Consider the following 15,274-nt stretch of genomic DNA (forward strand, 5'->3'; position numbering starts at 1 on the left):
AGAGGCCGGGAGAAGGCATCTCGCCCTCGGCTCCCGGGACTTGCCGTCCAAATGATCTTGCCATGTCACGTGCATCGCTCCGCCGGGGTTATTTCCGCGGGTCAGTTTCAGCGCCGGGTCATCTCATCCATGCGGCGCAGCTCGTCGGCATCCACCGTGCCGGCGGCGATCTGTTCCTGCGCAGGGATGAGGACAGCCGCCTCGCTGGCGTGGTCGTCGAGGTCGAGCTTGCGGAAGATCCGGGCCGCGATGCCGTCGGCACCACCGGCCGCCTTGATGACCGCAGGCGGCGCGGTGTCGATGACGTACTGCGTGCCCTTGGCGATGACCGGCACCGCCACGTTGACCGAAAGGGTCTTGCCCTTGGCCGCGCCGTTCACCGCGTTGAGGCCGAAGCCGACGGCCGCCTCGAGCATCATCTCGACCCGCCGCTGCGACAGGAACAGGGCGGCCCACGGGTAAACCTTGCGGATGGCCTGGATGATGTAGGCCGCGATGATCGGCAGGAGGATGGTCAGGATCGGTTCGCGCAGGGACACCGCCAGCGCGACGAGCCAATCGCCCCAGGGCAGGATCACGGCCTTGTCGCCGATGGTGGCGACCTCGGCGGCGAAGGCGGGAGACGCGACACAGGCGAGCGCCAGCGCCGCGAGCAGAAGCACACGGGTCATGATGATGGTCCTGATGGGGAGGATGCGCGGCTGGCCCGGCCGGCTCAGGTTCACGAACGGGGTAGGTCGCAGGCGTGGCTTGAGCGCTGTCGCAGCGCCGGGCACGATTCCATGCTGCCCTGCCGGATCTGAAGAGCTTCGGCGCAGGCGGCCGGCGGGTCGGTGCCGGCCCCCCACTTGAGCGCCGGCCCGCTGCACTTACGCCTCGCTCACTCCCGAGCGTGCCCCGGCGATCGTCGTCGGCAGCGTATGCGGCGCCGGCAGCGGCACGTCCGCCGGCCAGCGATAGGCGACGATCTCCGAGCGCTTGAACGCCGCGACGTTGACCGCGTCGCTCTGATTGCCGCCGAGCAGGAACACCTGGTCCTTGTTGGCCCCGACCACGAGGCCGGTGTGCCCTTGCCAGGACGAGTTGCCCCGCTTCTTCGTGGCGATGGCGCCGAGCGCGGGCGCTGGCAGGCCGATCCCCCAGGACTCGAACGAACGGGCCGCGAGGCTGCGCGAGCCGCGAAGCCCGGCGCGCTCCAGCACGGCATTGACTAAGGCCGCGCACCAGGCGGTGCTGTCGGTCTTGATGCCGGGGAAGCCCGCATCCGCGAACAGCTTGACCACCTCCGGGTTGTTCTTGGCGCCCGGCGCCTCCTTGAGGCCGTTCAGCGCCTCCGCCAGCACGAGCCAGCCCGGCTTCTCGGGCGCCTCGCGCCGCTCGCTGATGTCGGCCTTCTGCAGGGCGGCCTGCGTTTTCGGCCCGGCAATGCCGTCGGCGACGAGCCCCGCCGAGCGCTGGAACGCGGTCACGGCGGCGATGGTGCGGGGGCCGGCGTCACCGTCCGCGCTCGAGGGTCCGAGGTCATACCCGCGCGCCAAGAGAGCGCGCTGGATTTCAGCGACGGTCATCATATTTGGATCTCCGTGATTTTTCGGCACTCGCCGAGATTGTGTCTGCGCCCTAAGCGGACGGTATGGACTGGTGGAGGAACGGCTCACTCGGTCGCGCCGCAAGCGCTTCACATGCCCGGTTCAAGTCCGAGCCCAGTCCTCCACGTACCGTTGTGCCAAGCTTTAGCGCCGTTGAAGGTGTCCGCTGATAGCTTCGCAGCTGCGGTCATCAACGAGTTTTAATATATATGCATTTGCAAGAGCGATTTTACCCTAAGGATCGAAACTCATTCATTAGTGCAGTCCGACTGTTCAAATCTGTTTTCTTCAATTACCCGCCGCATCTTTTTATATAAATGGAGGTTCGAATGTACCCGATTGATACTGCAACATATGCTACGATTATCACTTTGATGCCCATCGCGTGCGTAGATGTAGCAATCGTTGCCGGCGGGAAAGTCCTTTTAGTTCGTAGGTTGGATGAGCCAGCAAAGGGACAGTGGTGGCTGCCGGGGGGCAGAGTGCTGAAGGGCGAGATGATGCGTGACACCGCCATAAGAAAAGCACGGGATGAAGTAGGCATAATCTGCAATGTTGGGCCCATAATCCACACCGCGGAAACCATCTTTGATGCAGGGCCAGCGGGTATTCCGGTTCACAGTATAAACTCTTGTTTCTTTCTATATCCAAAGGGCGAGGATATATCCATCAGCTTGGACGTCCACCATGAGGATTATTGCTGGATCAGCTCAATTGATCGCGCCTATCACCAGTATGTACAGCAATGCTTGCTGGCCGCAGGACTGAATTTTGAAGGAAGCTGAAGATTTTCGTTGAAATTATAATCAGTATCCGCACCAGCTGAAGGCATCGGGCTCGGGCCGGGTGGCGCGGCGAGCGGGTCGAGGTCGTTCAGGCGAGTTCGAGGTTCGCCGTCTGAACCGGGAATTGGATCGTCATGCCGGAGGCGTTCACGCCCATCAGCGTCGTGAGCGGCGAGAACTCCGGATCGCACAGCATCACCGTGCCAACGTCGCCGACCATGAACTCGGGCGGGATACCGTCGCGGCGGGTGATCCGCACCCGATCGCCGAACTTGAACGGTGCCGCCGCGGTGCGCCGCAGGAACTCGGCGTGCACGTGGTCGGCGATGGCCTCGGGCGTGTCGAGCGTTTCCGTCGTCGTGACGGTCTTGGTCAGCGTCAGCATGGATGGCTCCTCACAGAGTGGCGGCGCGGATCCACAGCGCGTCGAGCGCTGCAGCGTCGTAGCCGAGCAGTGCGCCCAGCTGCTCGGTGAGCGGGAGGCGGCGCTCGTAGGTCGTGGCGGCCGCCAGCATCATCCGCGCGCCGAAGCGCTGACCGTTCGTGTCGGGGATGTGGTCGAGCGCATCCTCCATCGCCTGCGGAAGCTCACCGCGGGCGGCCCAGGCCAGGGCCTCGGCTTCGGTGATGGTGCCGGCGAGCGCGAGCGCCTGGGCGAACTGCCGGTCGGAGATGGATGCGGGGATGGCTGGCCCATGCGCTTCCGGCTCGGCCGGCGCATTTCCCTCTGCAATCCAAGCCTCGTAGGCCTGCCAATCGTTATTGCTTGGATCGGATGGGATCGCAGTGTTGTCCGCAACCCGAACGATAATAGGAAGCAGCCGCCCATCTGGACCGTTTATTTTCGCGTACATCTTACAGCTCCGCGCTCGCAACCCAATGAGGGTACGTATAGTCGCCCGCAGGCCACGCCCCGTTCCCAAATGGCTCAAAGCCATCCGTCGAAATCGATTGTGCAAATGCTGTCCTACTGGCATTGGCTGCCGGAAAGTACCAAGTCCCGGACGCTCCCGTGCCATTGTTGTATGTCGTGACTGTCGGAGCCGCCCGCATTGTTTGCGGAAATCGAATAAATGAACTGTAAAAACTAAATACGTTATATGTGAATTGCACTCCTGTCCCAACATTGGTTGCCGTGCCTGGGCGCGTGCCCTGACTGTAGCTCTTTGAATAGTAGCGCTGGCACCGCCTCAACTCATCGTCGCGAAACTCGTAGGGAGTTGGCGTGCTGCCTAGTTCAAGTTGCACGTAGCCAAGGCTGCCGACGCCGAACTCCAATGTTACATTTGCCCCGGGCGAGAGCCCCGGCAGAGCGATCGGAGAGGGCGCGTAAGCACCCCCGTTGACACGGCAAAGCGCCGATCCAGCCCAGGACAGCACATGAGCGCCGCCGTCCGGAACATAGAGAGCGCCTTCGACGATCTGCACCAGTGAGCCGGATGCGATCTGCACGATGGACGGGCCGAGGTAATACACGGACGTGGCGCTATAGGTGCAGCCGCCAGCCCCAGCCTTCCAGCCATCATGCCCGTAGGCGTTCGCGGCAAGGGCGACATTGCCCGTGACTTCGCGCTGGTTGATCGAGAAGTCGCCGTTGCGGGTGCGGCGGCGAGATCCCGCACGCAGTGTCGTCACGGGAAGGAGCAGCGGCGAGCCGTCCGCGCGCTGATAGAAGAGCACGCCCCAGTTCCCAACACCGTCCGACGTGGCGTGGAGCCAATCGCCCGTCCGCGCCACGATGTTCGCCCGGCCCGGCAGGCCGAGGCCGGCAGAATGCACCAACGTCACGCCATCACCGGTGAACAGCACGAGCCGTTCCAGATTGCGGCCGGGCCCGAACGAGTTGATCGTGCCCGCACCAATGATCGCGATCTTGCCCGCTGGGGCCGAGCCTAGATCGACGATGGACCCCGCCACCATCGTGGCCGATCCCTTTCGCAGATCGCCTGTGCCGTTGGTCAGATCGAACAGCAGAGCATCGGTCGGCGTGGTGCCGTCCGGGAAAGCCCGCAGCGCCATGGTCTCGATTGTGACCGCCTGCCCGCCGGTGGGCGTGTAGGTGAGCGAGCGCTGAGCAACGTCGCCCCAGGTCCGTCCGGCGATGGCGAAGGCAACGCGCCCGATCGCGGTGCTCGCCACCTTGTCGAGCACGAGCTGACGCGATCCGGCGAACAGGTTGGTGGCGGTGCCGAGCAGGTTGGTGAGCGTCGCGAGCAGCTTCAGGCTCACCGCCGCAGCGAAGCTGGAGTCGGTGCCGTTGAACCCACGCGTGTCGATCAGAAAGGGCACGCTGTTGTAGGCGGTCGGGATGTTGCCTGCGGTGGTTAGCGTGCCGCCGTTCGTGCCGTTCGGAACCACCGTGTTGATGATCCAGGCATCGCCAATAGCCCGGTCGCGAGCGCCGAAATTGATCGTCATGCCCTGCTGCACGACGGCGTTCAGATCCATGCCGGTGATCGCCACCGAGTTGGTGTTCGCGGCAACCGTCGCGGTCGCGGTGGAGGGGCCGTAGAGAGGCATAGGGAAGCATCCTCAGAAGCGAGGGGAGAGCGCGGAGTTGTTTGCGGTGGGAGGCGGAAGGCGCGGCGGCGCTTAGGCGCGCGGCGTGAAGCCAGCGACGTGCAACTCGTCGATCTGGACGCGACTATCACCGGACTGGCCGATATAGTTGTACTGGATGCGAACCGAGTGGTTGCCGGCGCTCAGGTAGCGGGTTGCACGTCCAAAAAAGTTGGCTTGATTGGAAGCTCCGCCGGAGTAACGGTCAGAGTTGCCGTTGAACTGGCAGTATCCGGCGACCTGACCGTCAATCAGAATGCGCACGCCGATAATCGTGGTATTGGCGCCGAAGACAGATAACTTGCCGAACAGTTCCAGAGTGGATGGAAAGTCAGGGTTCGCAACATTGAAGGTGAAGTTGAGGTTCGCGTCGACCCGATCATTCTCGTTGCCGATACCCTGGATCAGCGTGTAGGAATCGATGTCGATCCGCAGCGGCGTCGAAGCCTGCCCCGAGGTCAGGATGAGGTTCGGCACTCGCAACGTCTGGCCGTCGAAGGTGAAGGGGTAGGACAGGCCGCCGTTCGCCGTGAACGCGACGACGTTGGCATCAAGCACGATCCGCGACGAACCATCGCCCAGGATGTCCATGAACAGGCCGGAGTTGCGGTAGAAGCCACCCCGCTCCGTCGAGAGCTGGATCGAGAACCGGACCGCCACGCCGGCAGGCGCTGAGACCGCCTCGAACTTGATCCGGCCGAACGCAGTGCCGGCATCCGAGCGGGCATACAGGTCGATGTTCGTGCCGGCTTGCGCCGCCGTCTGGTTCGCTTGAGCCGTTGCGACGGAATTGACGCCCGCCTCGACGCCCCCGACCCGCGCGCCGAGCCCGTCGATGCGCGTGCTCAGCGCCCCGTCCGAGTTGATGCGGGCTTGCTGCTCGCCGAGGAAGTAGGCGCGGTCGCTGTTCGTCTGGACCACCAGACTGTCGATGCGCAGCGCCAAGGCAGAGTCGCCGTCTGCGTAGGCCCTGGCCAGCGATGAGACGCTGGCCTCGATGGTCGAAGCTCGCCCTTCGAGCGCTCCCGCCCGCCCTTCGAGCGCACCGGCCCGGCCCTCCACCGTTCCGAACCGCGCGGTCACCCCCTGGAATTGCGAGGCCGTGGCGCTCTGGTTGTCCGTGACGGCCCTATTGAGGCTGGTAATGCCGGCTTCATTGGCGCCGGTCCGAGCCTCCAAGCTGGTGGCACGCTGCGCCAGGGCGCCGTCAGCGCTGGCCCGGGTCTGTTCCTCCGTCACGATCCGGGCTTCAGCGGTCCCAAGCCGCGAGAGGGCACCGTCCGTGCGTATCGTCTGCGCGGCATCGGCGGTGACACGCGCCAACTCCTCCCGTGTCAGGGCCGCCGTGACATCTCCAATCCGTGCCTGCAGCAGCGCCTGCGTCTGCACCAGCGCCTCGCCGTTGCCGGCGATCGCCCGCGTGACGCTGACGAACTGTGCCGCGGCATCACCTTGGAACGCGAGTAGGCGCGTGGACACTTCGGCGACGGAGCGCCCCGCCTCATCGAAGTTGGCGGACGTGGCCGTTTCGGCGCGAGCGAAGTTCTCAAAGAGAGACCCGGTTTGCTCACCGAGATATTCGAGCATCTGCGCCAGCGTGCCGACCATCACCGGCAGATCGACGGCGCTCGTGCCGGCGGCGGTGACGACGTTGCGGATGCTGCCTTCGGCGGCCGAGATCCGCGTCTCCGCCGTGGTCAGGCGGGTGCCCTGTGCATTGACCGTCGCGAGCGTGGCCCGCTGCTCGATCGCTGCGCCTTGTGCGGTGATCGTCTGCTCGGCGGTGCCGAGACGTCCACTCACCCCGTCGAACTGCGCCGAGGTGGCAAGCGTCGAGATTGTGGCGTTCACCGCGTCGAGCCGCAGTCGCACCGCATTGATCTCGGTCACGATGCCGTCGATGTTGCCGCCCTGGACCGAGCCGTACAGCTCGATCTGCCCCTTAAGCGCATCGACCAGCACGGAGAGCGATGTCAGGCGCTGACCGGTTTCTGCCTCCAGCTTCGCCACCGCGGCGATGCGAACGCGCCCTTCGTCGGGCAGGATCTCGATGCCCGCCGCCGCCTGATTGTCGCGCAGGGTCGCCACATCGGTCAGCAGGCGGAACGTCGCCTCGTTCAAGAGGGAGATGTCTTTGCGGACGTCGCCCATGATCTCGTCGACATAGCCGGCGCGGACGCTCGGATCCGCGGCAAGCGCACGGCGCAGGCTGTCGACGCGAGCCTGCGCGGCGGTCACGGCGGCCTGAGCCTCCTCGCTGGCGGCGTCGGCTGCAGCCTGCGCTGCCTCGATGCGCAGACGGGCCTCGTCGCCCAGTTTCTCATAGGGGATCGGCGGGATGGTCGAGACGTCGACGAGGCTACCCTGAACGATTGGCGCCACAGTGGTGAAGGTGGTGGAGACGTAGTCGCCCGGCAGGCCCGTTCGCCCGAAGGCGCGGGCGCGGACCGTCACAGGCTGGTCTGACTGGCGCATCTGCGCGCGGCCGCTCGACGCCGGACCAAAGGGCGACAGCGGCTCCCAGGCGCCGCCGGCATCATAGGAGATGTCGGCCTCATAATTCCGGGCGCCGCGGGTGACAGAGACGCCCCACACGACTTCGATGCCGGTCTCGATCCGCTCGCAGCGGGCGTGCAGCACCGAGATCTGTGGGATCAGGGGCTCGGCGAGATTATCGGCGTTGATCGGCGCCGGCGCGATCACTTGCTCATCGAGGAGTTGCCAGACGCGCGCGTCGTCGGCGACCATCTCGATCTGGACACGGTCGGCATCGCTCGGGATGGCCGAACGGGCGACGTAGGTCTCCTGCAGCTCGGTCAGCTCGCCGATGACAATGGTGGTTGGGCCCTGCGTGTCGCGAGCCAACACGTCGGCCAGGGCGAGCCCGGTCTTTGCCGCCAGCGCTGTCACGTCGTCTGGATGAAGCTCCAGCCCGCGGGCGCCGACACCGCGCATGCGCAGGATGCCCCACTCCCGCCCGTCGCGCTGCCGGATAGAGCCGTAGCCCCACTCTCCCGGCACGTTGGCCGTCACGTCCAGGGCCAGAACGTTGCCCGAGGCCGAGGCCGCGCCGAACGTCTGCTTGCCCTTAAAGAACCAGAGATCCGAGAGGACGTGGTCGCCGGGGAAGACGAGGCGCCCGTCCCATTCGGTGGTGACGCGCCGCTCGGCCCCGCGGAACACGGCGATCGCCGCGAGCCAGGTCGCGTGCTTCAGCGCGTGGAGACCGTCGCGGATGCCGTTGACCCGGTAGCGCTTCGGCGTGCGGGTCGCCGGGCCGAAGCTGAACCGGACCTCGTCCGGCCGGCGCGGGTCGCCGTCGCGGTCGAACTCGACGATGACGTCGCTGCCCTCGACCTTCGTCTTGAAGGTGGCGCCGCCGCTGTCGCGGACGATCTGCCGACGGGTGAGGACGTGCCGCGGCTCGGCCCGGCTCTCGTCGCGCACGAACGAGTGCACCGGCCCGACCTTCACCGGGTCGCATCGCAGCGGCAGCAGCACCTCGGAGGCTGCTTCCCAGAACGACGACACCTCGGGCAGCGCACCGTCGAAGGTGTCATTCGCGGATAGCAGGTTGTGGTAGTAGCTGGCCTTGGGCTGATCGAAGCCGTTCGGCAGGGCGAGACCGTGCTGCGAGCGCACGAGGTCGGCGAAGGCCCAGACCGCCTTGCGCTCCGGCTGCTCAACCCAGGCCGAGCCGTTCCACACCGGGATGATGCGAGTGGCATCGACCCAGATCTCGGAGAAGGCGGTGACGGTCAGGCCCTTCCCGGCCCGCACCCGCATGACGATCTCGGTGGTGTTCGGCCGGATCCGGACATCGTCCTTGATCGCCGCCATCTCGTCCCACGAGGCGGCGTTCTTCTGCTCGAACCCGACCGCCTCCGGGTACATGTTCTGCGCCCGCACCTTATAGGCGGCGTTCTTCGGGAGACGGAAGTAGGCCGAGCGGCGCAGCGGCGTGGTGGTGAGCGCGGTCGCGCCCTCGCTGGAGCGCCAGAGCTCGAACTCGGGGCCGGCCACCTCGCCCGTGTTCGGGTTGATCTCGCGGGCCTGGAAGATGACGCCGGCCACCGTCGGCGCATTTCGCCCCTGCGACGAGACGCGGAAGATCGCCGGATAGGTCCACGACATCTGCGCCGCGTCGGCGGTGACGCCCTGCGGGGTCAGCCGAAACCAGGGCGTCCACTCGGGATTGCCGCCCGGCCGCGGCATCTCCTGCCCGCCAACGGACGGCGAGGAGATCACGTCGCCCGGCGCGATGGCCGAGGGCTGGCCGTACAGGAATTCGACCTGCGTCCCGAAGGTGCCATCCGTCGAGGTGAACGGCGCCTGGATGCCGCCGCCTTCGAGCCAGAACACCGCCTCGCCGACATGCACGGCGTGGATCTGGAACCGGCCGATGCCAAGCGTCATGCGCTTGGTCAGCACCATCGTGTCGCCGTCGTAGGTGATGAAATCCTTCTGGCTGAGCGGCGGCGTGGACCAGCACCGGCCGTAAAGCAGCGGCTTGCGCGCGCCGGGCTTCGGCACGTTGCCGCCACCGGTGACGCTGAAGAGGCTGCGCTCGGTCTTCTTCTTCGCGGCGGAGGAGGCCTGCGCGGCGTAGCCGAGCGCCAAGCCGCCCACGACGAGGCCGGCTTGGATGGCAGTCGCCAACGTCCCGGTGGTGGCTCCGACGCCAGCGCCGAACGCGAGCGATCCGGCCAGCGCCGGGGCGGCATACGGCGCGATGGCGATGAGCGCGATCGATGCGATGGCGAGGCCGATGGAGCCGACGCCGCCGCGTCCCGGCACGACAGTCACCAGCACCACATCGTCGGGTCCCACCAGCGTGCGGCTCCACTTCGCGCGCAGGCGCACGGAGCCGTCCGTCGGGCGCACGAAGGTCTCGCCCTTCCGATGCACCGAGACGATGAAGCGGCGACCGGCCGGAGGCTTGTGGCGCGCGACGATCGTGGAGAGCCGGCGGCGGCGCCGATCAAGCAGCCGTACGGGCTCGCCGCGGGTCTGCCCGGCGATGTTCGCGGTGACGATGAGAGTCATGCAGCCCCTGAGGCTGTGAGGAAGGATGCGAGCCGGGGAGCCTTGTGCGGCTCACCCGGCCCGTTCACCATCGGAGGTGCTAGCCAACCCAATGGGAACCTTGATTGTATTCAACCATACAAATGGGGTGGTTACTGCATCTGCCGATGCAGAAATATTGAGTTGTGCGCATTAACCCAGAATTAGGAGCGCGATATTAAATTGGGCAAAATCTCACTGCGTGCCGACCATGCCTGATGTCCAAAATCGCGCCTCCGAGCGGACCGATGTGAATTGGATTTCGATTATCCGGCTGCCGAGCGGAGCAGAGGTGCCTTGCTCGATAAAGGATGTTTCCTCATCGGGCATGAAAGTAGCACTACCTTCCGATGTATCTATACCTGATACATTCAACATTCGAGTGGTCGGCCGAGATCTGATATTTAACGTTCAGCAGGCCTGGCGGCGCGGGCACTTCGTTGGGCTGACAATATTAAAAATCGGCAAGCTTCCTGCGCCGAAGCAGGCGGTATCTAACGAGGACGCAGCGAGCACAGCTCCGGCTGACTACCATCGCATTGGCGCACGTCGGAGCTACCGCTCACGCGATTAGCGCATGCAACCATCGTCACTTCTCTGCTCAGGCGGGGATCAGGTACGTCAGCCGCCAGCGGCGGGCCGCGGCGAGTTCGAGCGGTGGGTCGAGCACGACGCCGTGCCGCTCATCGGTGTGCAGGATCAGCCCGCCATCTTGGTCGAGGAACACGCCGCAATGGGTCTCGGCGCCGGCAACCTTCCCCATGAGCACGAGGGCGCCATCCACGGGCGCCGGGATCTCGCGCCACTCTGCGCGGGCCGGGTGGGTCCCCATGGTCTCGGCGCGGGCGCGGACGTCCGCAACGAGGGCCGGGTCCGCCGCCGGCAGCGCTTGGCCGAAGAGTTCCGCCTGCGCCAGGGCGGCGAGCCACCAGCAGTTCCGCTCAGCCTTGTCGTAGGCCGTGCCCCGCCACCGGCGCAGGAAGGCAGCGCGGTCGCTCACGTGAACAGGGCCGGGTAGTTGGCGCGGTCGAAGAAGGCGTCGGGGCCGCTCGGCACGTTCTGCTGCCGGCCGTCCGGCCACGCGATGGTTCCCTCGGCGCTGTCGGCGGAGAGTTCGACCGCCGTCATCTCCAGACCGCTGAAGCTGTCGTCGTCGGGACCGGCCACCTTGTCGATCTGGCCCGGCAGCACGCGATAGAACCGGATCGTGACCCGGATGGCCGCGTCGTAGCCGATGGCGCCCTTCAGCAGCTCGTGGAAAAGGTCCGACACGTTGTCCATGCGGATCTTGCCGTCGGTCGGCCCGTCGCTGTCGGCGCCGGGCGCGATCAGCTCGAAGGCGCAGAGCAGGTGGGGCTCGCGCGGGCCACCGGCCTCGACTGGCAGGCTCAGCGTCTCGCCCGGCTCACCCAACTGGCCGTCCACGTTCCGCACCAGCCGGATCGCTCCATCGAGCGAGGCGTGGTCCACCTCCAGCGTCTCGATCACCACGCCCTCTTCGTCGCCCGAGGCATAGGCCTCGCGCAGGGCTGCGCTCAGTGTCATCCGATCACCAATCCTGAACGATGAGGGTGAAGGTCACGACGTACTTGGACCGCTGCGGCGCTGACCAAGAGACCTCGCCCTCGATGGAGCAGACCCGCTGCCCAATGCTCATGTCCGGCAGCAGCACGGGCGCAGTGAAGCGGCGCGCGCCGGTATTCAGGTCGCTGAGGTGGAAGGCCTTGAAGATCACGAACTCCTCGGGCGACAGCCGAAGGGTCATGCTCAGCGACGTCGTGACGAAGAGCTGCCGACGACGGCGCCGCGACGGGCCATCGTCGAACTGCGTCTCCTGCGCCACCGGGTGAAGACTGCGCGTGCCGCCCGACGAGGCCAGCCCGCGCAGTTCCGGCAACGTGGACGGCCAAGAGGGGATCGCCATGCGTCAGCCGTTCCGGAAGCCGGCACCGCCCGCCGCCTGCTTGAAGGGGCCCTGACCACCGGCCGCGCGCTGGCCCATGCGCCCCTCGACGGTGCGCACGATCACATCGAGGCTGCCGTCCGAACGGCGCTTCACAGCCGGCTCCATCTCGGGCGACCCGGCTGGACGCTGGTCGATGAAGTTGATCGCCGGCACCCCATTGCCGTTGGCCGGCCGCATCGCAGCCGCGCTCGGCACGGTGAAAGCGTCCCGCCCGACGATCCCGCCGCTGTCGTAGCCTCGCAGTCCCCCGCTCCGGCGCAGCACCTCGACCGCGGCCACGCCGCCATGCCGGGCGACATCATCCTGGGAGAACACGACCTCGCCGCGGTGGACAAGGCCCGCCACGTCGTAGCGCTCACCGTGGCCCGTAAAGCCGCCGACGTCGAAGAGCCGGACGCCGCCGGTGGGCGAAGCGCCGGCTGCACTCGCTCCACCACCGAACAGGTTGGAGATGAAGCCACCAATGCCACCGCCAGAACCTCCGCCAACGGCGCCGAAGGCTGAGGAGATCGCGCTGTCCATGAACTTGGCGAGCAGCCGATCAGCGGCGTTGCCGGCGGCGTTCGTGAAGGCCGTGGCCGCATCCCCGCTACGTCGAAGATCGGTGACGAAGGAGGTGACGCCGTCGGAGAATACGGCCTTGGTCTCGGCCATCTCCAGCGTGTCGCGGCTCCGGTCGATCGCAGCGCGCGCCTCGGCTGAGGTCGTGTCTCCGAACCGAGCGCGGGCCATGGCGTAGGCCTGCTGATCAATGCGGCCGCGCCCAAGCTGTTCGCGGGCGAACTCATCATCCCGGGCGAACTGCACAAGGCGGGTCGCGCGCGACGCTTGCTCCGCCGACATGGCGAAGCCTTCTAGGCTTTTGCGTAGCGCCTCGCTCGGCGGGACGCCGCGGGAAAGCATGTCGCGGTAGAGGTCGGCCGCGCGGGTCGAGGCCTCCAGCGCCGCTCCATTGCGGCCGTACAGATCCGTATTACGCCGAAGCGCCTCTTGGCTGCGCTCTGCCGCCTGGGCCTGCGCGTCGAGATCACGAGCCACGCCGAGCGACGATGCGTCGCCCACATGGCCGGCCCGGCGCAAGATGTCGATGCCGTAGCCTGGGCCGGTGCCGTAGCCGTTCAGCGCTTTGATCTGGTCGCCGCCCGCCCACTGCTGACGCAGGCTCAGGTAGGCCGCCGCGCCCATCACAGCCTGCCCCGGGTCCTTGCGGTCGAAGCCTGGGATCAGCTTGCGGATGTCGGTCTCGGCATCAACCGTGATCTGCCCATACCCCCAAGCGGTCGAGGCCGGATTGCCGAACCGGTCCTTGATGTTCGTCGGACCCGAGAGGCGGAAGCCATTCTCCTTCTCACCGATCGCCGCCAAAATCTCCGGAGAGACAGTCGGGAAGCGCTGCGCTGCCGCGAGCACCATTTGCTGGATCTCAGCGGGCGCCCGTGCGAAGGCGCCGCCGCGCTGGGTCTGCTCCAGCGTTTGCGCGCGAGTCAGAGTTTCAAGCTCGATCCGCCTCGCACGCTCGAGACCATCCCGCTCTTCGTCCTTCGCGCTGCGCAACTGCTCTTCGAAGCGCTGGTTGATTTCGGCGGTAGAGCGGCCGAAGGGAGTCGCGCCAACGTTCCGGGCGTTGAACTCCGCGGTGCGGTTGAGCGCAGCGACGGCACGGCTACCAAACCTGTCGATATCCTCAACGAGATTTCTAACGGTGGTGCTGAGCTCGCCGAAGCCGCGCTTCGCCTCCTCGATCTGCTCAGGGCGCAGCCCGAAAGACATCGGGTCGGTGATGGCCTTGCGCAGCAAGACTCCCTGATCGGTCAGGCGCTTCAACTCTTCTTGGTCGGGAGAGAGTGAGCGCAGCACGGCGCCGACCTGATAGGAGCGCTGCGCGGCCTGCGCGCGCTCGGCCTGCTCCTGCCCTCGGCGCTGGGTCTCAAGCAGGCGGTCAAGTTCGGCTTGGATCGCGGGCCGCTGCGCACCGACGCCCAAAAAGCCAAGGATGCCAGTCTGCTGCTGGGGGCCCTCTGCCAGCACACGCCGGAGATCCGCGATGCGCGTCTGTAGGTCGCCACCGGTGGCGAAGCGATCCAGCGTCTGTCCGAGACGATCCCACGCAGTGCCGATGGTCTGCGTGACGAGTGCCCAGCCGCGGGTTTCTTCGGCCACGCCGCGGGTGCTGGCGCGGACGGCGTCGAGCAGGGCCCGCTGCGCTGCCAGCCGGTTACCCTGCGCATCGAGGCGGCTAATGTTCTCAGCCTGCGCCTCGCTTAGAATGCCGTAGCGCTGGCCGAGGTCGCCGACGCCCTTCGACACATCGCCGAGCGATGCCGCGAGTTGCGCCGCCCCATCAGTCGCATCGACGCCGAGGAAGCGTGAGAAGTCCCGCGTCGCACCGACGGCGTCACCCAGGATCTCCGGCCCGACGCGACCGCTCCCGGCATAGACCGTCGCGATTTCGCGCGCGCCGCGGCGGCTGAAGTTGCCGGCTCGCACCTGCGCGTCGGCGAGGTCGTTGATCTGGCCGAGGGTGACGCCCGAGGTGCGGCCTATGCCGGCAAGCGCCTTTTCTGTCTCCTGTTGCGAGTTGCGATAGGACACGGTGGCCGCGATGCCGGCAACGACCGCTGCCGTGACACCGCCGATCGCACCACCGACGAGACCGATACGCGAGACGAAGCCAGCAACTGCCTCGCCGGCCTGCCCGAACGCTCCCTTTACGCTTGCACCGCCGGGCCCCGCGAACACCTGCGCGATCTGAGGCCCCTGCTGCAGGGCGATCATGCTCAACGGCGAGCCGGAGCCGAGCTGCGCCGTGACGTCACCGCCCTGGTAGATCAAGTTCGTGATCTCGTCGGGACGCAGGCGTCGGTTCTGGTTGGCCGCTTCCGGCACGTTGTTGAGCGAGCCAAGCCGGCGGCCTGCTTCGATGTTCGCGAGGGTCGCGGCGCCGGCCGACCCGAGATCACGCCAGCCGGAGACGGTATTGCGCACGATGGTCGTGCGGGTCTCGGCTGTGCGGCGCAGCGCATCCGTCTCGGCCCGATAGGCGTCCTCGAACGCCGACGCCGAGGCACGGGCAGCACCCACCTGCGCGTCGCGCACACCGAGCAGCGTGTTGATGTTGGCCTGCGCCGTGCGGGCGGACTGCTCCTGTCGAGCGGCGCGGATCTGGTCCTGCCGCGCCATCTCGGCTTCGAACACCGAGGCGGAGTCGCGCGCCGAACCAGCCGAGCCGGCGCCAACCCCGAGCAAGGCGTTGACGTTCGACTGCGCGCGCGCCTGCGCTTCCGCCTCGCGCGCCGCCTGGGCAAGGCGCT

At 66.6% G+C, this 15,274-nt stretch carries 11 protein-coding genes; 1 reads left to right on the forward strand and 10 read right to left on the reverse strand.

What is annotated here, in order from left to right:
* Positions 1-107: 107 nt before the first annotated feature.
* A complete protein-coding gene (locus MSPGM_RS17675) occupies positions 108-671 on the reverse strand; it encodes a hypothetical protein (RefSeq protein ID WP_261925739.1) in 564 nt (187 codons plus the stop codon).
* Positions 672-869: 198 nt separating this feature from the next.
* On the reverse strand, positions 870-1,568 hold the full coding sequence (locus tag MSPGM_RS17680) for a TIGR02594 family protein (RefSeq protein ID WP_261925740.1): 699 nt from the start codon (positions 1,566-1,568) through the stop codon (positions 870-872).
* 350 nt (positions 1,569-1,918) lie between these two features.
* Here MSPGM_RS17680 and MSPGM_RS17685 point away from each other — a divergent pair, with 350 nt between their 5' ends.
* Entirely contained in the window at positions 1,919-2,374 is a 456-nt protein-coding gene (locus tag MSPGM_RS17685) for an NUDIX domain-containing protein (RefSeq protein ID WP_261925741.1), read from the forward strand.
* Between the two features lie 88 nt (positions 2,375-2,462).
* Here the strand turns inward: MSPGM_RS17685 and MSPGM_RS17690 are convergent, their stop codons facing one another.
* From MSPGM_RS17690 to MSPGM_RS17725, 8 genes are all read right to left on the reverse strand, one after another.
* On the reverse strand, positions 2,463-2,759 hold the full coding sequence (locus MSPGM_RS17690; protein ID WP_261925742.1) for a hypothetical protein: 297 nt from the start codon (positions 2,757-2,759) through the stop codon (positions 2,463-2,465).
* Between the two features lie 10 nt (positions 2,760-2,769).
* Positions 2,770-3,228 (reverse strand): hypothetical protein, encoded by a 459-nt coding sequence (locus tag MSPGM_RS17695; RefSeq protein ID WP_261925743.1) that lies wholly within the window; start codon positions 3,226-3,228, stop codon positions 2,770-2,772.
* Between the two features lies 1 nt (position 3,229).
* A complete protein-coding gene (locus MSPGM_RS17700; RefSeq protein ID WP_261925744.1) occupies positions 3,230-4,894 on the reverse strand; it encodes a hypothetical protein in 1,665 nt (554 codons plus the stop codon).
* A gap of 72 nt (positions 4,895-4,966) precedes the next feature.
* The gene (locus MSPGM_RS17705; protein WP_261925745.1) at positions 4,967-9,979 is read right to left on the reverse strand and encodes a host specificity factor TipJ family phage tail protein; all 5,013 of its coding nucleotides are present in this window, start codon (positions 9,977-9,979) and stop codon (positions 4,967-4,969) included.
* A 619-nt stretch (positions 9,980-10,598) separates the two neighbouring features.
* On the reverse strand, positions 10,599-10,997 hold the full coding sequence (locus MSPGM_RS17710; RefSeq protein WP_261925746.1) for a glycoside hydrolase: 399 nt from the start codon (positions 10,995-10,997) through the stop codon (positions 10,599-10,601).
* Complete coding sequence (locus MSPGM_RS17715) at positions 10,994-11,542, reverse strand: DUF1833 domain-containing protein (protein WP_261925747.1); 549 nt, start codon at positions 11,540-11,542, stop codon at positions 10,994-10,996. Before MSPGM_RS17715 ends, MSPGM_RS17710 begins: the two co-directional genes overlap by 4 nt.
* 4 nt (positions 11,543-11,546) lie before the next feature.
* Positions 11,547-11,921 carry a hypothetical protein gene (locus MSPGM_RS17720; protein ID WP_261925748.1) on the reverse strand — a complete coding sequence of 125 codons (375 nt, stop codon included), beginning with the start codon at positions 11,919-11,921 and terminating at the stop codon, positions 11,547-11,549.
* 3 nt (positions 11,922-11,924) lie between these two features.
* Positions 11,925-15,158 (reverse strand): phage tail length tape measure family protein, encoded by a 3,234-nt coding sequence (locus MSPGM_RS17725; RefSeq protein WP_261925749.1) that lies wholly within the window; start codon positions 15,156-15,158, stop codon positions 11,925-11,927.
* Positions 15,159-15,274 lie beyond the last annotated feature (116 nt).

The sequence above is a fragment of the Methylorubrum sp. GM97 genome, assembly GCF_024347855.1.
Taxonomy (GTDB): domain Bacteria; phylum Pseudomonadota; class Alphaproteobacteria; order Rhizobiales; family Beijerinckiaceae; genus Methylobacterium; species Methylobacterium extorquens.